General features: G+C 36.7%; 14 protein-coding genes, 16 tRNA genes, 2 rRNA genes and 2 pseudogenes. 31 read left to right on the top strand and 3 right to left on the bottom strand.

Going from position 1 to position 18154, the window contains the following annotated elements; all coding sequences use genetic code 11:
- From WAZ07_RS18805 to yhbH, 25 genes are all read left to right on the top strand, one after another.
- Positions 1–128 (top strand): 23S ribosomal RNA (locus tag WAZ07_RS18805); the annotation flags it as partial.
- Between the two features lie 50 nt (positions 129–178).
- A 5S ribosomal RNA gene (gene rrf, locus WAZ07_RS18810) occupies positions 179–294 on the top strand.
- Positions 295–303: 9 nt separating this feature from the next.
- Positions 304–378: transfer RNA gene (locus tag WAZ07_RS18815), tRNA-Asn, on the top strand.
- Positions 379–381: 3 nt separating this feature from the next.
- A tRNA-Ser gene (locus WAZ07_RS18820) sits at positions 382–473 on the top strand.
- Positions 474–483: 10 nt separating this feature from the next.
- A tRNA-Glu gene (locus WAZ07_RS18825) sits at positions 484–558 on the top strand.
- Between the two features lie 4 nt (positions 559–562).
- Positions 563–638: transfer RNA gene (locus WAZ07_RS18830), tRNA-Val, on the top strand.
- Between the two features lie 23 nt (positions 639–661).
- Positions 662–738, top strand: a tRNA-Met gene (locus tag WAZ07_RS18835).
- Positions 739–740: 2 nt separating this feature from the next.
- Positions 741–816, top strand: a tRNA-Asp gene (locus tag WAZ07_RS18840).
- Between the two features lie 10 nt (positions 817–826).
- Positions 827–902: transfer RNA gene (locus WAZ07_RS18845), tRNA-Phe, on the top strand.
- A gap of 15 nt (positions 903–917) precedes the next feature.
- A tRNA-Thr gene (locus tag WAZ07_RS18850) sits at positions 918–993 on the top strand.
- A 10-nt stretch (positions 994–1003) separates the two neighbouring features.
- A tRNA-Tyr gene (locus WAZ07_RS18855) sits at positions 1004–1087 on the top strand.
- A gap of 14 nt (positions 1088–1101) precedes the next feature.
- Positions 1102–1175 (top strand) — tRNA-Trp (locus tag WAZ07_RS18860).
- A gap of 10 nt (positions 1176–1185) precedes the next feature.
- Positions 1186–1261, top strand: a tRNA-His gene (locus WAZ07_RS18865).
- 114 nt (positions 1262–1375) lie between these two features.
- Positions 1376–1450, top strand: a tRNA-Gln gene (locus tag WAZ07_RS18870).
- Positions 1451–1455: 5 nt separating this feature from the next.
- Positions 1456–1530: transfer RNA gene (locus tag WAZ07_RS18875), tRNA-Gly, on the top strand.
- Between the two features lie 10 nt (positions 1531–1540).
- Positions 1541–1614, top strand: a tRNA-Cys gene (locus WAZ07_RS18880).
- A gap of 6 nt (positions 1615–1620) precedes the next feature.
- Positions 1621–1702 (top strand) — tRNA-Leu (locus WAZ07_RS18885).
- A 215-nt stretch (positions 1703–1917) separates the two neighbouring features.
- On the top strand, positions 1918–2682 hold the full coding sequence (locus WAZ07_RS18890; RefSeq protein ID WP_396549320.1) for a transglycosylase domain-containing protein: 765 nt from the start codon (positions 1918–1920) through the stop codon (positions 2680–2682).
- A 191-nt stretch (positions 2683–2873) separates the two neighbouring features.
- Positions 2874–3524: a DsbA family protein gene (locus tag WAZ07_RS18895; protein ID WP_336473663.1), complete on the top strand. Its 651-nt coding sequence runs from the start codon at positions 2874–2876 to the stop codon at positions 3522–3524.
- A 113-nt stretch (positions 3525–3637) separates the two neighbouring features.
- Positions 3638–3711, top strand: a tRNA-Gly gene (locus WAZ07_RS18900).
- A gap of 224 nt (positions 3712–3935) precedes the next feature.
- On the top strand, positions 3936–5075 hold the full coding sequence (queG, locus tag WAZ07_RS18905; protein WP_090918779.1) for a tRNA epoxyqueuosine(34) reductase QueG: 1140 nt from the start codon (positions 3936–3938) through the stop codon (positions 5073–5075).
- 49 nt (positions 5076–5124) lie between these two features.
- Positions 5125–6021, top strand: a complete 897-nt coding sequence (locus WAZ07_RS18910; protein ID WP_336473664.1) for an amidase domain-containing protein — start codon at positions 5125–5127, stop codon at positions 6019–6021.
- Positions 6022–6076: 55 nt separating this feature from the next.
- A complete protein-coding gene (gene trmL, locus WAZ07_RS18915; protein WP_336473665.1) occupies positions 6077–6565 on the top strand; it encodes a tRNA (uridine(34)/cytosine(34)/5-carboxymethylaminomethyluridine(34)-2'-O)-methyltransferase TrmL in 489 nt (162 codons plus the stop codon).
- Between the two features lie 339 nt (positions 6566–6904).
- A complete protein-coding gene (locus WAZ07_RS18920) occupies positions 6905–8800 on the top strand; it encodes a PrkA family serine protein kinase (protein WP_090918788.1) in 1896 nt (631 codons plus the stop codon).
- A gap of 712 nt (positions 8801–9512) precedes the next feature.
- Positions 9513–10688: a sporulation protein YhbH gene (yhbH, locus tag WAZ07_RS18925; RefSeq protein ID WP_336473666.1), complete on the top strand. Its 1176-nt coding sequence runs from the start codon at positions 9513–9515 to the stop codon at positions 10686–10688.
- A 24-nt stretch (positions 10689–10712) separates the two neighbouring features.
- Here yhbH and WAZ07_RS18930 read toward each other — a convergent pair.
- A pseudogene (locus WAZ07_RS18930) lies at positions 10713–10877 on the bottom strand (S-adenosylmethionine decarboxylase related protein); the annotation flags it as partial.
- Between the two features lie 397 nt (positions 10878–11274).
- Between WAZ07_RS18930 and WAZ07_RS18935 the strand changes: the two are divergent.
- The 6 genes from WAZ07_RS18935 to WAZ07_RS18960 all read left to right on the top strand — a co-directional run bounded on the left by WAZ07_RS18935 (position 11275) and on the right by WAZ07_RS18960 (position 16671).
- Positions 11275–11817 carry a phosphate ABC transporter permease gene (locus tag WAZ07_RS18935; RefSeq protein ID WP_336473667.1) on the top strand — a complete coding sequence of 181 codons (543 nt, stop codon included), beginning with the start codon at positions 11275–11277 and terminating at the stop codon, positions 11815–11817.
- A gap of 15 nt (positions 11818–11832) precedes the next feature.
- Entirely contained in the window at positions 11833–13398 is a 1566-nt protein-coding gene (locus WAZ07_RS18940) for a flotillin family protein (protein ID WP_336473668.1), read from the top strand.
- Between the two features lie 350 nt (positions 13399–13748).
- Positions 13749–14003, top strand: coding sequence for a hypothetical protein (locus WAZ07_RS18945; protein WP_090918813.1), 255 nt, complete (start codon positions 13749–13751; stop codon positions 14001–14003).
- Between the two features lie 219 nt (positions 14004–14222).
- Complete coding sequence (locus WAZ07_RS18950) at positions 14223–14768, top strand: helix-turn-helix domain-containing protein (protein ID WP_336473669.1); 546 nt, start codon at positions 14223–14225, stop codon at positions 14766–14768.
- Positions 14769–14773: 5 nt separating this feature from the next.
- The gene (locus WAZ07_RS18955; RefSeq protein ID WP_336473670.1) at positions 14774–15727 is read left to right on the top strand and encodes an alpha/beta hydrolase family protein; all 954 of its coding nucleotides are present in this window, start codon (positions 14774–14776) and stop codon (positions 15725–15727) included.
- Between the two features lie 239 nt (positions 15728–15966).
- A complete protein-coding gene (locus WAZ07_RS18960) occupies positions 15967–16671 on the top strand; it encodes a metallophosphoesterase family protein (protein WP_336473671.1) in 705 nt (234 codons plus the stop codon).
- A 114-nt stretch (positions 16672–16785) separates the two neighbouring features.
- Here the strand turns inward: WAZ07_RS18960 and WAZ07_RS18965 are convergent.
- Both WAZ07_RS18965 and WAZ07_RS18970 read right to left on the bottom strand, forming a co-directional pair.
- Positions 16786–17394: pseudogene (locus WAZ07_RS18965) on the bottom strand (DMT family transporter); the annotation flags it as partial.
- A gap of 82 nt (positions 17395–17476) precedes the next feature.
- Positions 17477–17992, bottom strand: coding sequence for a GNAT family N-acetyltransferase (locus WAZ07_RS18970; RefSeq protein ID WP_336473672.1), 516 nt, complete (start codon positions 17990–17992; stop codon positions 17477–17479).
- Positions 17993–18154: the final 162 nt, after the last annotated feature.

The following is an 18154-nucleotide window of genomic DNA, read 5'->3' on the forward strand; positions in this document are numbered from 1 at the left end:
TCAAGATGAGATTTCCCATAGCGTTAAGCTAGTAAGATCCCTGAAAGATGATCAGGTTGATAGGTTCGAGGTGGAAGCGTGGTGACACGTGGAGCTGACGAATACTAATAGATCGAGGACTTAACCAAATAATATGAAGCAAATGTTATCTAGTTTTGAAGGAATATACCTTCATAAGTCTGGTAATGATGGCAGAGAGGTCACACCCGTTCCCATACCGAACACGGAAGTTAAGCTCTCTAGCGCCGATGGTAGTTGGGACTTTGTCCCTGTGAGAGTAGGACGTTGCCAGGCTTACAATATTCCGCAGTAGCTCAGTGGTAGAGCTATCGGCTGTTAACCGATCGGTCGTAGGTTCGAGTCCTACCTGCGGAGCCAATTGGAGAGCTGTCCGAGATGGCCGAAGGAGCACGATTGGAAATCGTGTATACGTCATAAGCGTATCAAGGGTTCGAATCCCTTGCTCTCCGCCATAAAAAATTTGGCCCGTTGGTCAAGTGGTTAAGACACCGCCCTTTCACGGCGGTAACACGGGTTCGAATCCCGTACGGGTCACCACTTTGGAGGATTAGCTCAGCTGGGAGAGCACCTGCCTTACAAGCAGGGGGTCGGCGGTTCGATCCCGTCATCCTCCACCATATAAAATAATGAATAGTATCATCGCGGGGTGGAGCAGTCTGGTAGCTCGTCGGGCTCATAACCCGAAGGTCGCAGGTTCAAATCCTGTCCCCGCAACCAATGGTCCCGTGGTGTAGTGGTTAACATGCCTGCCTGTCACGCAGGAGATCGCCGGTTCGACCCCGGTCGGGACCGCCATTTGTATAAAGGCTCGGTAGCTCAGTCGGTAGAGCAGAGGACTGAAAATCCTCGTGTCGGCGGTTCGATTCCGTCCCGAGCCACCATTTTAAAATAAATAAGCCGGCTTAGCTCAATTGGTAGAGCAACTGACTTGTAATCAGTAGGTTGGGGGTTCAAGTCCTCTAGCCGGCACCATGTAAGTTTCGGAGGGGTAGCGAAGTGGCTAAACGCGGCGGACTGTAAATCCGCTCCTTCGGGTTCGGCAGTTCGAATCTGCCCCCCTCCACCATTTATATTTTATATAGGGGCATAGTTTAACGGTAGAACAGAGGTCTCCAAAACCTCCGGTGTGGGTTCGATTCCTACTGCCCCTGCCAACACAATATGGCGGCTGTGGCGAAGTGGTTAACGCATCGGATTGTGGCTCCGACACTCGTGGGTTCGATTCCCATCAGTCGCCCCATTTTTAAATATAACTTTACAAAACAAATTGATTGTGATAATATACTAAATGTCCGGTTCGGATATTTTAAGGAATAAAATAATTAATGCATCATATAATGTATTAATAACTCGGTGGGCTATAGCCAAGCGGTAAGGCAACGGACTTTGACTCCGTCATGCGCTGGTTCGAATCCAGCTAGCCCAGCCATTTTTGCGGAAGTAGTTCAGTGGTAGAATACAACCTTGCCAAGGTTGGGGTCGCGGGTTCGAATCCCGTCTTCCGCTCCAAATTTAATATGGCGGCATAGCCAAGTGGTAAGGCAGAGGTCTGCAAAACCTTTACCACCGGTTCAAATCCGGTTGCCGCCTCCATATTATGCCGATGTGGCGGAATTGGCAGACGCGCACGACTCAAAATCGTGTTCCTTCTGGAGTGTCGGTTCGACCCCGACCATCGGTACTGTTTAGACGAGGTTACTCGTTTTTTTTTATGAACGTAAATAAATCGATTATATTAAGCGTTTTCTACTGTAGTAGAAGGCGCTTTTTTCTTTCTAGTCCTTAAAATTACAAATTTGTAAGGAAGTTGTAAGAGAAATCAATTGGATATTTTTAAAAAGAAAGGTATTCTTAAATTAAGAGTAATGAATGTTGAAAGGAATGGGGGTGTCTGTTGTGAAGGAACGAACAGCATATCGCACTTTGCATCATAATATTTCTTTAACTCCGATAGCAAAGATTTTTTATAAAGCCCTTATATTATTATTATTGCTAAGTTGTATGCTAGTGTTTGCTGGAAATAAAATGATTGAAAGTAAGGATATAAGTAAATTGACAGTACCTGCTCAATTTGAGTTACCAGAGCAATTAGGGAATGCATTTATCGCAACTGAGGATAAGAGGTTCTATCATCATAATGGATTAGATTATATTGCAATTGTTAGAGCTACAGTAGAAAATATAAAGGCTGGTGGTGTTGTACAAGGTGGCAGTACAATTACTCAGCAACTTGCAAAAAATGTTTTTTTAACAAGTGACCGAACATTTTCTCGTAAATGGAATGAAGTTTTCTATGCAAAAAAAATAGAGCGAACATTTACGAAAAATGAGATTTTAAAACTTTATGTAAGCAATATTTATTATGGAGAAGGAGCATGGGGCATTGAGAAAGCTGCGAAACTTTATTTTGATAAGCAGGTAGATCAATTAACATTAAGTGAAAGTGCTATGTTAGCGGCTGTTGTGAAAGCACCAGCTTATTATTCTCCAATACAAAATTATGATAAGGCTGTAGAAAGACGTAATATTGTGTTGAAGCTCATGGAGCGAGAAGGATATATTACTCATGCTGAATATGTACAAGCTGCAAGTGAAAAACTTGTTATTCGTCATGATATTCCTAATAATCAACCAGCAGAGCGTGTGAAAGCTGTGAGTTAAGAGTAAGTTCAAAAAGAACTTACTCTTTTTATGTGAATGAATAGAAACGAATTGAGACACAATATTGTCACATTTGTTTGATTTTGCTTATTTTATGAGCTACTTCAATGGACTGTTTATATGAGAATTGATATCATAAATATTGTATGTATAGTGGCATACAAAGAATAAAACATTAAAGAGGAATGTATATGAAGTCAAAAAATATTATGATTCTCGGTGTTATTTTTTCTGTTGCAGTGCTTATTGTAATTGGGACAATTGTATATAGTATTGTGAACGATAAGAAGGAAAAAGGAAAAGATACGTTTTTATATGGCTCGCAGCAATCTTTAGGAGAGAAAGATGCTACGATTCATATTGTTGAATTTGGAGATTTTAAATGCCCAGCTTGTCGTACATGGGATGTAACTGTATTGCCACGCTTAAAGGAAGAGTATATTAATAAAGGGAAAGTTCAGCTTCATTTCATTAATTTTCCTTTTATCGGGAAAGACTCTGATTTAGGTGCAGCAGCTGGAGAAGCGATTTATAAGCAAGATCCAAAAGCTTTTTGGACATTTTATGATGAAATATATCAAAATCAAAAGAATGAAAAAGAAGAGTGGATTACAGAGGATTTAATATTAGATATAGTAAAACAAAAGCTACCTACGATTGATGTAGAGAAGTTTAAAAAAGATGTAAAGAGTAAGGAAATAAAAGATAAAGTACAGAAAGATTTTGACCTTGCTCAAAAATTAAAAGTACAAGGTGCACCATCTATATATATAAATGGTAAACTTGTTAATCCAGATTATGATAGTATTAAGGCGGCAATTGATAAAGTTACGAAAAAGTGATGAGATATTCATCACTTTTTCGACTTTTTTCGATAAAATTATTGCACCGCCTTATATTACATGCTATACTTCTTAACATAAGTTAACCGAAAATTAATATTTTCTTAATATTTGCGGGTGTAGTTTAGTGGTAAAACAAGAGCCTTCCAAGCTCTGGTCGAGAGTTCGATTCTCTTCACCCGCTCCAGAAATTATTTCGTATTTTTATAATCATTGTGATCAACGCAGTGTTTCGTTTCTTAGATAAACGAGGCATTGCGTTTTTTTATGTTTTGAGTGCATGGATATATGTAAAAATAGTAATGTGTAATTCGTTATGATATATTGCAAATGCTTTTGACTAATGAGTAATGGAAGCAAAATGACTGCTTGTGAAATAAAATAAATATGCATGTTATAAGGAGAGTAAATGTGAATTTTGAACAATTAAAACAAGATGTTATTGCGTATAGTAAAACAATTGGTATTGATAAGATAGGGTTTGCGAGTGCCACGCCATTTGAGGAATTAAAGCAACGTCTTATTCAGCAGCAACAATTAGGATATCAATCCGGTTTTGAAGAATCGGATATAGAAAAGAGAACGAATCCGGAATTGTTATTGCCAGGTGCAAAATCAATTATTGCTATTGCATTGGCGTATCCTTCGAAGTTAAAAAATGCACCACAAAGCAAACGAGGAGAGAGACGAGGGATTTTTTGCCGTGCTTCTTGGGGACAAGATTATCATCTTGTTTTGCGTGATCGTTTAGAGAAGCTGGAGGCATATTTAATTGAACGTTTACCCAATATAGAAGTCAAATCTATGGTAGATACGGGAGAATTAAGCGACCGTGCTGTTTCAGAGCGAGCAGGCATTGGATGGAGCGGAAAGAACTGTTCCATTATTACGCCGGAATTTGGTTCGTATGTTTATTTGGGCGAGATGATTACAAATATTCCTTTTCCACCAGATACTCCAATTGAAGATCAGTGCGGGAGCTGTACGAAGTGTATTGATGTTTGTCCGACAGGGGCGCTTGTCCAAGGCGGACAATTAAATTCTCAAAAATGTATTGCGTTTTTAACGCAAACGAAAGGATTTCTTCCGGAAGAATATCGAGACAAGATTGGAAATCGCATTTACGGATGCGATACGTGCCAAACTGTTTGTCCGAAAAACAAAGGGATAGATTTTCATAATCATCCAGAAATGGAACCTGACCCTGAACTTGTAAAGCCGCTATTAAAACCCCTTCTGACCATTAGTAATCGCGATTTTAAAGAAAAGTATGGGATCATGTCTGGATCGTGGCGAGGGAAAAAGCCGTTACAACGAAATGCAATCTTGGCACTGGCTCATTTTAAAGACGAAACGGCCATTCCTGATTTAATTGCTGTAATGAAAGAAGATCCTCGTCCTGTTATTCGCGGCACAGCGGCATGGGCATTAGGAAAAATTGGCGGAGAAGGGGTGCAAGAGGCGATTGAAAAAACGAAAGAGCGGGAAAAAGATGAAGAAGTGCTTCATGAGATGAATCGTGGCCTTGAACTATTAGCTAAGAAAAAATAGCAGATTATCCTTCAGTCCCTCATATTGTAATAAGGGGAGGGGAGACTCTATGTCTGTAAAACAGCATCTTCAACAGTGTCTGCAAAGGAAATTGGATTATATAACAAATAAACGTATGAATGAAGCAGAAATTTCAGATGATATTGTTGACATGTTACACCGTAAAAAGAAGCTCTTTAAAAGACGTAATGCTGAGATTGTAAAAAGCAATGCTAACGTATCTTTTCTTAGACAGTTAAAAGGTGTGAACTATGATGAAGTAGATTATCAAATTCATTTTCAGTATTTTATTCGTCATCATCATTTATTTTATGTAGAGGAAGAACAAATGGAGAGGCGTTTACGATTAGAAGATGGATGTATCAAGCAAGATATAGCAATTGGAACGCCGATAGATGAACAGAAAGTTGGAACGTTAGAACGTGAAGTAACAAAGGGAAAAGGACAATATATTCCATACAGTTATAATCGCTTAGAGGCAGTGAAATATGCAGAGCGGTGGTGGGATGATCGGAATCCAGCTTATCAGAACTTCCAAGATAATTGTACAAATTTTATTTCGCAATGTCTGCATGCTGGTAAAACACCAATGACTGGATATCCGAATATTCGCAGTGGATGGTGGCAGCAAAATCGCCAATGGAGCTGGAGCTGGGCGGTAGCTCATTCTTTTCATTGGTACTTATCAAGTGATTCTCTAGGACTTCGAGCAAAGCGAGTTGAGAAGCCACAGGATCTAATGCTTGGAGATATCATTGTATACGATTTTGAAAATGATGGAAGATGGAATCATACGACAATTGTCGTGGCAAAAGATGCTAATGGTATGCCTCTTGTAAATGCACATTCTGCCAATAGTCGCAGACGTTATTGGGATTATGAAGATTCAAGTAAGTATACACCGCAAATGAAATATAAGTTTTTTCATATTCTTGATAATGACTAGAGATTTTTTATCCAAGTGGTATAATACGTAGTAGAAAAAGATTGAGGTGAACATTGTGGGAATACATGTTGTTTTATATCAACCAGAAATTCCAGCGAATACAGGTAATATTGCGCGTAGTTGTGCAGCAACAGGTGCAGAATTACACTTAATTAGACCGCTTGGATTTTCTACTGACGATAAAGCGTTAAAGCGTGCTGGATTAGATTATTGGGAACACGTAAAAATTACGTATTATGACTCTATTGAGGAATTTTATGAGAAAAATGAAAATGGTGAGTTTTTCTACTTAACAAAGTATGGAGAGAAAGCACACACAACATTTGATTATAGTAACGTAGAAAAAGATTATTATTTTGTATTTGGAAGAGAAACAAATGGTCTTCCAGCAAATGTTATTGAACATAATTTTAATCGTTGCTTACGCATTCCAATGACTGATAAAGTTCGTTCTTTAAACTTATCTAATACTGCCGCTATTTTAATTTATGAGGCATTACGTCAACAAAATTATCCAGGATTAGATGTAGAAATTGTTTATTAAAAGCTGTCATATGGAGAGACTTTATTTTATAACAGGTAAAAAGTGATGAGCAAGCTCATCACTTTTTATTTTGTTCTTGGTTTATCATTGTATCCTGATGTAAAAATAGCAGTAAGAAATGTGAGCATAACACCTAAAATTAATAAAAGCTTCATGAGAATAGCCCCCATTCATATTTATCTCTATCATTTTTATTATATCGAATTTTCTATCAATTTAGGTAATAAACTTTATAAAAGTTTGTGTATGATTTCATTTTGATTCGTATGAATGTTTAAGGACATCCTCGCATACTTTTATAATAATCCGCTTGAACAAGGAGATGGGGGAGGAGCTATAATGGATATTTTAAAGAAAATCGAACAGCACCGGGAAGCAGAAGAGCGTTTAAAGTGGGAAGGGACATTTGCTGACTATTTAGAAATTCTAAAAGAAAGACCATGGGTAGCACAAACAGCACATTCTCGTATTTATAATATGATAAAGGATGCTGGAATTGAAGAAGTAGATGGCAGAAGAAAATATAATTTCTTCAGTAATCAATTATTTGGGTTAGAAGAAGCATTAGAACGTCTTGTAGAAGAATATTTTCATCCATCTGCAAAACGATTAGACGTAAGAAAACGAATTTTATTATTAATGGGACCAGTTAGCGGCGGGAAATCTACATTAGTTACAATGTTAAAGCGTGGATTAGAGGCATATTCACATACTGATCGCGGTTCGGTTTTTGCAATAAAAGGTTGTCCCATGCATGAAGATCCGCTTCATCTTATTCCGCATCATTTACGTGATGATTTTTATGCAGAGTATGGAGTGCGGATTGAAGGGAATTTATCACCACTAAACTTAATGCGTTTAGAAAAAGAATACGGCGGCAGAATTGAAGATGTAATTGTCGAGCGTATTTTCTTCTCGGAAGATCGGAGAACGGGGATTGGAACATTTAGTCCATCTGATCCGAAATCACAAGATATTGCTGATTTAACAGGTAGTATCGATTTTTCTACTATTGCTGAATATGGTTCAGAATCTGATCCGCGTGCTTACCGTTTTGACGGGGAGTTAAATAAAGCAAACCGCGGAATGATGGAATTTCAAGAGATGTTAAAATGTGATGAAAAATTTTTATGGCATTTATTATCACTAACGCAAGAAGGAAATTTTAAAGCAGGTCGATTTGCATTAATCTCCGCAGATGAGCTAATTGTTGCTCATACGAATGAAACAGAATATCGTTCCTTTATTTCTAATAAGAAAAATGAAGCACTTCATTCACGGATTATTGTAATGCCAATTCCATATAATTTACGGGTAAGTGAAGAAGAGCATATTTATGAGAAGATGATTCATGAAAGTGATGTTTCTGATGTGCATATTGCACCGCATACATTTCGCGTTGCAGCGACGTTTACAATTTTAACGCGCTTAAAAGATCCGAAGCGGCCAGACATCGATTTAATTAAGAAAATGCGTTTATATGATGGTGAGATGGTGGAAGGATACAATTCTATTGATGTAGAAGAATTACAGCGGGAATATCAAGATGAAGGTATGAGTGGAATTGATCCGCGTTATGTAATAAACCGTATTTCTTCTACGATTATTCGTAAAGAAGTAGCGTCAATTAATGCCTTAGATGTATTACGTTCTTTAAAGGATGGATTAGATCAACATCCATCCATTAGTAATGAAGATCGTGAACGCTACATGAATTTCATTTCATTAGCGCGTAAAGAGTATGATGAAATTGCGAAGAAAGAAGTACAAAAAGCGTTTGTATATTCATATGAAGAATCAGCGAAGACACTTATGGATAATTATTTAGATAACGTAGAAGCATATTGCAATAAGTCGAAACTGCGTGACCCGTTAACTGGAGAAGAAATGAGTCCTGATGAAAAACTTATGCGTTCTATTGAAGAACAAATTGGTATTTCTGAAAACGCGAAGAAAGCGTTCCGTGAAGAAATTTTAATTCGCATTTCTGCATATGCTCGCAAAGGGAAGCGATTTGATTATAATTCGCATGAACGTCTTCGCGAGGCAATTCAGAAGAAATTATTCGCTGATTTGAAGGATGTTGTCAAAATTACGACGTCAACGAAAACACCGGATGAGAATCAATTGAAGAAAATTAATGATGTTGTAGCAAGGTTAATTGATGAACATGGCTACAATTCCACATCGGCAAACGAATTGCTCCGCTATGTAGGTAGCTTATTAAATCGATAATAGTCATAGTTGTAGAAAAAGAAAAGCTGTCTCTTATTTGAGGCAGTTTTTTTGTATCTTTTGTTCAACATATAAGTTACCGCTATGCAGAACAAAACATGCCCGCTACTTGCTTCCTTTGTTTAAAACATGGCAAGTGGCAGAAAAAGGCCCTGACCGCTTCTATGCATGGCCAGACGCTCTCGTCCTCCTAAAAAGAAAGAGGTTTTATGCCGTTTTTCAACGTAACTTTATATAAATCCATTTTAATGTTCAGACACATAAGCCACTGCCATATAGAACACAAAATGACTTGCACTCGCCTGCTCCCTTTGTTTAAAACATGGCAAGTGGCAGAAAAAGGCCCTGACCGCTTCTATGCATGGCCAGATGCTCTCGTCCTCCCTAAAAAGAAAAGGTTTTTATGCCGTTTTTAACTGGAATTTATATATAGGTCATGCTTGTCCACTATGAATAAATTAAAATGCAATCTTATGAATTTATTTGTCAATTATTTTCACAATGAGCATATGATAGAGTAACCAACCATTCATACAGAAAAAAGTCAACACAATACAATATGTTGCCTAGCTGTAAAGTGTGCAACAATGCATTGTGTTTCTTTCTTAATTATGGAAGTGTATTTTTTCGTTGCTTATGTTCTAACTAAGAAGCTTATGTTTTAGGATGTATTTTAATGAAAGCATAAAAAACTATGTAAGGAGGGAAAGGAATGACAGAAGAAAATCAATCCAATTATACGATTTCACAGGAAAATTGGTCCCTCCATCGTAAAGGACATGATGATCAGCAACGTCATCAAGAAAAAGTACAGGAGGCAATAAAAAATAATTTACCAGACCTTGTTACAGAAGAAAGTATTATCATGTCCAATGGCAGGGATGTTGTAAAAATACCAATTCGTTCACTAGATGAATATAAAATTCGTTATAACTATGATAAAAATAAGCATGTTGGTCAAGGAACAGGTGATAGTAAAGTGGGTGATGTTGTAGCGAGAGATGGATCTAGCGGTCAAAAACAAAAAGGAGCAGGAAAAGGAAAAGGCGCAGGAGACTCGGCAGGAGAAGATTACTACGAGGCAGAAGTATCGATTTTAGAGCTTGAGCAAGCATTTTTTAAAGAGTTAGAGCTCCCTAATTTGAAGAGGAAAGAACTGGATGAAAATCGCATTGAACACATTGAATTTAACGACATTCGCAAAACGGGTCTTTGGGGGAACATTGATAAAAAACGGACGATGATGTCTGCGTATAAACGAAATGCAATGAGTGGCAATCCAACCTTTCATCCAATTAAACGAGAAGATTTAAAATTCCGTACGTGGAACGAAGTTTTGAAACCAGAATCAAAAGCTGTTGTGTTAGCAATGATGGATACGAGCGGTTCGATGGGCCTTTGGGAAAAATATATGGCTCGTAGCTTTTTCTTCTGGATGTCTCGCTTTTTACGTACAAAATATGAAACAGTTGATATTGAATTTATCGCACACCATACAGAAGCAAAAGTTGTCACAGAAGAAGAATTTTTCTCAAAAGGTGAAAGCGGTGGAACGATTTGTTCATCAGCATATAGAAAAGCATTAGAATTGATCGAAACAAAATATTCTCCAGACCGCTATAATATATACCCATTCCATTTCTCGGATGGGGATAATTTAACATCTGATAATGCACGTTGTGTCAAACTTGTGCAGGAGTTGATGAAAGTATCTAATATGTTTGGGTATGGAGAGGTGAACCAGTACAATCGCCACAGTACACTCATGTCAGCATATAAAAATGTGAAAGATGAGAAGTTTCGCTATTATATTTTAAAACAAAAAGCTGATGTGTTTCATGCGATGAAGAGCTTTTTCCGTGAAGAATCGAATGAAAAGATGGCTTGAACCCCTAAATACAGGGGTTTTTGTTTGTATGTGATTAAATAATAAACCATCTGTCGTATTATTTTCTTCTATTACAAAATCTTTCATATAATAAGAAAGTTACTCACCATATTTTGATTCTGTATTTAAAAGAAGTTCGTCTACAAAGTAACAGCCAAGTGGTAAATTATCGAGTAAGAGGCTATATAAATACAAATTTAAAAATCAACATAAAAACCCCTTTTCTTTTTTAGGAGGGCGAGAGCATCTGGCCGTACATAGAAGCGGTGAGGGCCTATTTCTGCCACATGCCAGGTTTAAAACAAAAGGAGAAGGCGAGTGGATTGTAAGGGAAAATTCCAATATATATATGACTTTACTTTTTGTGTAAAATTTTATATTATATAAATATATAATATAGTAGTTTATTTTCAGGAGGAGGCTGTCAACGTAGCTTTCTCCTGTTCTTTTTTGGAGTCTGCAGTATAAGGCTCTTTTTTCAAAAAACAAAATAACTGAAAATTAAGATAACAAAAAAGGGGGGAGAATATATATTAAATAAGAACCTGTTAACAAGTTTCACTTATGTTGAAAGGAGTGAAGCAGTATGTTATTTAACTTTCCAATTGAAACAATCTATTTATATGGGCTTATTATAACTGCAGCTATTGCCATTCTTTATTTGCTTTTCGGTGATATTTTAGAATCCCTTTTTAGTATATCAAGCGGAGCCACTTCGCCTTTTACACTTTTATTTAGTTTTCTTGCGATGCTATGTGGATTTGGTTACATATTAGAATATATATTTCCATGGAGCAGTATTTCTATTTTTGTTATTTCTTTTTTTCTTGCACTTGTTGGTGTGATTACAATGAAAATGCTTGTTTTAGCTCCAATTTCTAAAGCGGAGCAAAATACAATGCACCGCATGGAAGAATTTATTGGTTGCAAGGGAGAAGTGATTATAACGATTCCGAAAGAAGGGCTAGGTGAGGTTTTGCTGGCTTCTCAATTTGGCAGTAATGCGATGCCAGCTAAGACGATAGGAAAGAAAGATATTTTACAAGGATCTTATGTCATTGTTGAGGCAGTGCAAGACGGTGTTTTATTTGTACAAAATTTAGCAATTTCTTTAAAGAAACCGAAATGATAAGGAGGAGTTACTATGGTTCCATTAATTATTGGTGGTGTTTTGTTAGCGATATTAGCTATTCTGATTTTAGTCTTTATTACGAAATATCGAACGGTTGGACCCGATGAAGCGTTGATTGTAACGGGAAGTGGTTTAGGAAGCGGGAAAAATGTTGTTACAACAGATGATGGCAAGAAGATTAAAATTATTCGCGGCGGCGGTACATTTGTTGTACCGATTATGCAACAAGCAGAACCTCTTAGCCTATTAAACTATAAGTTAGAAGTAGGAACACGTGATACATATACGAAGCAAGGTGTTCCGGTAACAGTAAATGGTGTTTCTATTATTAAGGTGGGTTCTACAATTGAGGAAGTATCAACAGCAGCAGAACAATATTTAGGAAAAGAAACAGAAGAACTGAAGGTAGAGGCAAAAGAAGTGTTAGAAGGACATTTACGAGCAATTCTTTCTTCGATGACAGTAGAAGACGCGTATAGTAACAGGGAACAGTTTGCCCAGAAAGTACATGAAGTTGCTTCTACTGATTTGAAAAAAATGGGACTGCGCATTGTATCATTTACGATTAAAGAAATTAGTGATAAAAATGGATATTTAGATGCGCTTGGTCAGCCGCAAATTGCGACGGTAAAACGTGATGCGCAAATTGCAAACGCAGAACGAGAAAAAGAAGCACGAATTGAGAAAGCGCGTGCCGAAAAAGAAGCAAAAGAAGCAGAGTATCAGCGTGATGCACAAATTGCTGAAGCAGAGAAACATAAAGAATTAAAGGTGCAATCATATAAAAGAGAACAAGAACAAGCACGTGCCGATGCGGACCTTTCCTATGAATTACAGCAAGCAAAGGCGCAGCAAGGTGTAACAGAAGAGCAAATGCGAGTGAAAATTATTGAGCGTGAAAAACAAATTGAATTAGAGGAAAAAGAAATTGCGCGTCGTGAAAAACAATACGATGCAGAAGTGAAGAAAAAAGCAGATGCTGATCGTTATGCAGTTGAGCAAGCGGCGGAAGCAGAAAAAGTGCAACAAATGAAACAAGCTGATGCCCAGCAATATAAAATTGAAGCAGAAGCAAAAGCGCGTGCAGAAGAAGTACGAGTAGAAGGTTTGGCGAAAGCCGAAATTGAAAAAGCACAAGGACAAGCAAAAGCAGAAGTACAAAAAGCACAAGGTACAGCAGAAGCAGATGTTATTAAACTGAAAGGTCTTGCTGAAGCGGAAGCAAAACAAAAAATTGCTGAAGCATTTGAACTATACGGCCAAGCAGCAATTATGGATATGGTATTGAAAATGTTACCAAGCTATGCGAAGGAGATTGCAAGCCCGCTTAGTAATATTGATAAAATTACTGTTGTGGATACCGGCGGCGGTGGAAAAAACAGCGGTGCTGGTAAAGTTGCAGGTTATGCGACTGACTTGATGGCAACGATGCAAGAAACTTTGAAGGCTTCTTCCGGTATTGATTTAAAAGAATTGCTGGAAAGTTTTGCGGGAAAAAGTACAACACAGCAACCTGTTAGTGAGAAGTCCGTTGTACAAGTAGGGGAAGAAAGTAAGAAGGAAAATAGTGAGCAGTAAAAAAATATATACGGGTTAAAAAGCAACATAAAAATCCCCTTTCCTTTTAGGGGAACGAGAGCATCTGGCCGTGCATAGAAGCGGTCAAGGCTTTTTCCTACTACATGCGATGTTTAAAACAAAAGTACAGGGCATGCTGTATTCGGTATAGCGACTTATATGTTGAAAAATGAAAATGGATTTATATAGTAAACCCTCTAGTGTGTCTAGAGGGTTTACTATTTTAGTATAGCTAACTAGAAAATGTAATACAATTCAAATCTTTTAAAATATAAAAGATCTGAAATAACGGTGATAGAATGGGTGAGGAAAATGAGATTTTGAATAGGAAAGCAAGGAGTAGAGCTCGTATGAAAGCAGTTATTGAAAGCATTTATAGCCCATGTAATGGAGTAGTAGAAGAAGTGTTAATTAATGAAAAGTCTTATGTATATGAATGGGAAAAGCTACTTATTATTAGAAATAATAAAGGGATATTAGAAGAAGCAGCGGTTGGGATTAGTGGAAATGTATTGTCTGTAGATGTAGTAGTTGGACAGGAAGTAGATACGAATACAGTATTGTGTAAAGTAGAAGATGACTTGTTAATAACGGGCTGTGAATAAGTTTTATTTTATTAAAATATAAAAAAGACAAAAACGAGTATGTGTGTAGGTATACAAGTACTCGTTTTTTTTGTAATGAAAAATGATATACCGAAGGGTTCTATTTGTTGTTATCGATCAATATTTTTAATATTAATTAAAGATTGTTTTGTATGTATTTTTGTTATCATTTTTGATAATATAATCATAAGATGTAATAAAAGGGATAGGTGTAGATACATGAAAGAAAAAAAGATGGATATTCTGTTTCATCCAATCCGTTTTCAATTGATTCAAGAATTTATCGGAGGAGAGAAATTAACAGCAAAGCAGCTTGCAAAAAAGTTACCGCATATTCCACAAGCGACGTTATATCGCCACTTAGAAAAACTAACGACAGCACATATATTACAAGTTGCTCAGGAAACACAAATACGAGGAACGGTTGAAAAGTTATATGCCTTGAATCACAGTATGGCTAGTGTTTCGCAAAAGGATTTACAAGACGTAACGAAAGAAGAACATATGCAATATTTTATGATGTTTGTCACCCATATTATGGCAAGTTTTAAAGATTACTTGCAGCAAGATCATGTAGATTTCGAAAAAGATGGAGTCGGATATCGGCAAGCAAGTTTTTATATGAGTGATGAGGAATTTAAAGAGTTTGTAGAGGAAATGAGTGGAGTATTTTTTAAAGCGATGGAGCGTAAACCATCTCCAGAGCGAAAGCGAAGAACGATTTCAACAATTATTATTCCTGAAAGAAATAAGAAGGGAGAATAAACAATATGGGGAAAGAATTGTTCGTTACAATTGAAAGTATAGTTTCACTTCAAGGAACGTTAACAATTCCAGCATATGATGCAGCAACATATCCAGCTATTTTACTTATTGGTGGAACGGGAAAAGGGGACCGGGATGGAAATGTTCGCGGTTTACCACTACGTTTATATAAAGACTTAGCGGACTATTTCACTTCGTTAGGATTTGCGACTTTTCGTTATGATAAGCGTGGTACGCATAAAAGTGAAGGGAATTATTATGAAACAGGTGTTACAGATTTAATTGATGATGGAGTTGCTTGTGTACGTTTTTTAAAGGAGCATCCACAAATTGATCCAAAGCGAATTGTAATTGTAGGTCATAGTGAAGGAGCTTTACTTGCGCCCGCTATTTATGTAAGAGAATCGGTGGCCAATTTAATTCTACTTAGCGGTGCGGCTGAACCTTCAAAAACATTACTGTCAAAACAAATGAAAATGGCAGTTAAAGAATTAGAAGCAGCATCCGGATTTCGAGGATGGCTATACCGTTTTTTAAAACTTCCACAACGTATGCAGAAACAAAATGAAGCAGTTATGGAAAAAATACAACAATCCTCAAAGCCTGTTACGCGAATTAAAGGAGTAAAGGTAAATGCAAAGTGGATACGTGAACAATTTCAATACAATGTCGTAGAGTATTTAGAGAGAGTTGAATGTCCTGTTTTAGCGATTACTGGAGATAAGGATATACAAGTACCGCCAGAGCAGGCAAGGGATATTGCGGAATATGCAGCAGGTGAGACGGAGTGGCATATCATCCCTAATATGAACCACATTTTACGAGAAGTTGATAAAGATCATACAATGCTAGGGCTAATGAAAGAATATAAAGGGCTTGTGAATAAAGGGATTCAAGAGGAATTATTGAATGTTATGAAGGAATGGTTGACAAAGTATAATCTTCCTTTTAAAAGTTAAGTTATTTTTGGCGGATTGTATGAAAAATACTGTTTTACAGGACGCAAAACAATTAAATTGTATGATTGCTGTAAAGATCAAAACACCAATCATACAAGAAGTATGTGGAAAAGACTAGCATCTAAATAGATGCTAGTCTTTTATTTTAATAATGTCTTTCTAGTTGGAAAATTGCGATATTAATAAAGTCTCTCTATAATATAAATTAACTTTTATAAATTAGAAAGAAGGAAATACATATGAGAAGGACGCTTGTGATCAGTGATATTCATGGTGAACTAGAGAGATTTGAAATGTTATTAGAAAAAGTTGAATACACTTCAAAAGAGGATCAACTCATTTTGCTAGGAGATTATGTAGATCGTGGTCCGAATGCTAAAGAAGTAATTGAAAAAGTGATGCAATTAAAAGAAGCCGGCGCGTTTGTCTTAAAAGGTAATCATGAAGATATGATGATAAAAGCTTTAACGACAGAGGAAGAAAAGTTTTGGAATCATTGGGTAAAGAGAAATGGAGGGGATCAAACGTTACATAGCTACGGTTTTTCTGAAAGTGATATTGCTGTAAATGAAGAGGAATTTATAAGACCGCAGTTACATTCTGAAGTGTTAGAGAAACATTTAGAATTTATTCAAGGATTAGACCACTATATTGAAACAGATGAGTACATTTTTGTTCATGCGGGCGTACAACCAATGACACCTATTTCTGAAACAGATGCGCATACATTGATGTGGATTAGAAATGAGTTTCATAATGGATATAATGGTGAGAAGACCGTTGTCTTTGGGCATACAGAAACGAAACTTCTTCACGGTAATAACGAGAATTTTGGCGTGTATTTTGGCGAAAATCGTATCATTGGTATTGATGGCGGGGCTGTATACGGCGGCCAGCTGAACTGTTTAGAATTGCCAGGTCAAAAAGTATATTCAGTGAAATAAGAAAGATCCAGCTATTAATGTAGGAAAGCAAAAGAGATAAGGGATTAAAACAATAATGAAACCTTATCTCTTTTTTGTGACTGGAAGGAAAATACTATGTTTTGCTACTTTCTTTTACATGCGTTCGGTTGCTAATTTTGGTTTTACTTCTTTTTCTGGCAGGGTCAAAAAAATGACTGCGACAATAATGAAAGCACCGCCTAATAATTGATATGTTCCAAACGACTCATTCAACCAGATAATCGAAACAATAGCTGCTACGAGTGGTTCAATACTTGATAAAATGCTCGTTTCTGTTGCAGATAAATATTTTAGACTACCGATATAGAGAAGAAAAGAAAGTGTGCCACTTATAATGATAAGAATAAGTATAGAAAATGTACTTATCGTTAATGTATTTGCTATATGCTGAAAATGGAATTTTTGATTATGTAGAAACAAGGAAATTCCTCCGAGTAACATCCCCCAACCAACGATTACCGATGTCCCCCACTATTTAATAAGAGAAGCAGGATGGAGCGTGTAAAAAGCAAAGCCGATTGCTGTTAAAATACCAAATACTATTGCTTGTTTAGAAAGAATAATATTTTCAATTGATCCGTTGGTAATAAGAAAATACGTACCCGCTAATGCAGCTATGATTGCTATGAATTGCATAGTGCAAGGAAGTCTTTTGTGCTGCAGCGCAACGTAAATAGTAATAAGAACTGGACCAAGAAATTGAGGAAGCAGTTCAATTGCTTGGAAAAGCATGGTTTAGTTGAAGGTATAGGAAAAGGGACTTTTAAAAACAAGTCCCTTTTCCCTATTTGTTTTCTTCATGTAAAAACAACACCATATGCTCTTCATCCCAATATTGGTTATTATATTTTAACGAACGTTCTTGTACGCCAAATGTTTTAAAGCCTAACGATTCATAGAGCTTTTTTGCACCTTCATTGCCAACGACAACATCAAGCATAAGTTGTTCTACTTCTAATTCTTTTGCTTTTTCAATTGTTGCTTGCATAAGTGCTTTCCCAGCGCCCATTCCACGCGCTTTTGGAGAGACATAAACAGAACCAATTTTCGCTTTATGTTCTTGCTTTAAAAATGATTTTGTTTCTAAAGTTGCCACGCCAATTAAATCGTCGTCTTTAAAAGCACCGAGCGTGTAATTTTCATTTTGGTCTAATATTTGCGCTTTATATTCAACAGGATCTTCCATATTAATAATATCTTCATAAGAAGAACTGAACGCTTCTGGATTTTGTTTTAATCCCTCGACACGAAGTGCTAAATAAATTTCTGCATCTTTTTTCGTTAATACACGAATTTCCAATTGTATCGTCCTCCAATTCTTTGGTGGTAATGCTATATTTTATATTAAAATCATCATACTTTCAAAAAATAGGCTCGATATATAAATCCATTTTAATATTTCTACATGAAAGCCGCTGCTATGGAGAAACAAGTAGCCTGCGCTGGTTTTCTCTCTTTGTTT

This window comes from Bacillus bruguierae, assembly GCF_037104725.1.
In the GTDB taxonomy this organism is placed as follows: Bacteria; Bacillota; Bacilli; order Bacillales; family Bacillaceae_G; genus Bacillus_A; species Bacillus_A bruguierae.

Bases quoted from the DNA above. Each gene is read 5' to 3' on its own strand.
- WAZ07_RS18950 (WP_336473669.1), top strand. From the start codon at position 14,223: ATGAAAGAAAAAAAGATGGATATTCTGTTTCATCCAATCCGTTTTCAA.
- WAZ07_RS18935 (WP_336473667.1), top strand. From the start codon at position 11,275: ATGTTATTTAACTTTCCAATTGAAACAATCTATTTATATGGGCTTATT.
- WAZ07_RS18940 (WP_336473668.1), top strand. From the start codon at position 11,833: ATGGTTCCATTAATTATTGGTGGTGTTTTGTTAGCGATATTAGCTATT.
- WAZ07_RS18960 (WP_336473671.1), top strand. From the start codon at position 15,967: ATGAGAAGGACGCTTGTGATCAGTGATATTCATGGTGAACTAGAGAGA.
- WAZ07_RS18955 (WP_336473670.1), top strand. From the start codon at position 14,774: ATGGGGAAAGAATTGTTCGTTACAATTGAAAGTATAGTTTCACTTCAA.
- WAZ07_RS18895 (WP_336473663.1), top strand. From the start codon at position 2,874: ATGAAGTCAAAAAATATTATGATTCTCGGTGTTATTTTTTCTGTTGCA.
- WAZ07_RS18920 (WP_090918788.1), top strand. From the start codon at position 6,905: ATGGATATTTTAAAGAAAATCGAACAGCACCGGGAAGCAGAAGAGCGT.
- WAZ07_RS18945 (WP_090918813.1), top strand. From the start codon at position 13,749: ATGAAAGCAGTTATTGAAAGCATTTATAGCCCATGTAATGGAGTAGTA.
- yhbH (WP_336473666.1), top strand. From the start codon at position 9,513: ATGACAGAAGAAAATCAATCCAATTATACGATTTCACAGGAAAATTGG.
- WAZ07_RS18910 (WP_336473664.1), top strand. From the start codon at position 5,125: ATGTCTGTAAAACAGCATCTTCAACAGTGTCTGCAAAGGAAATTGGAT.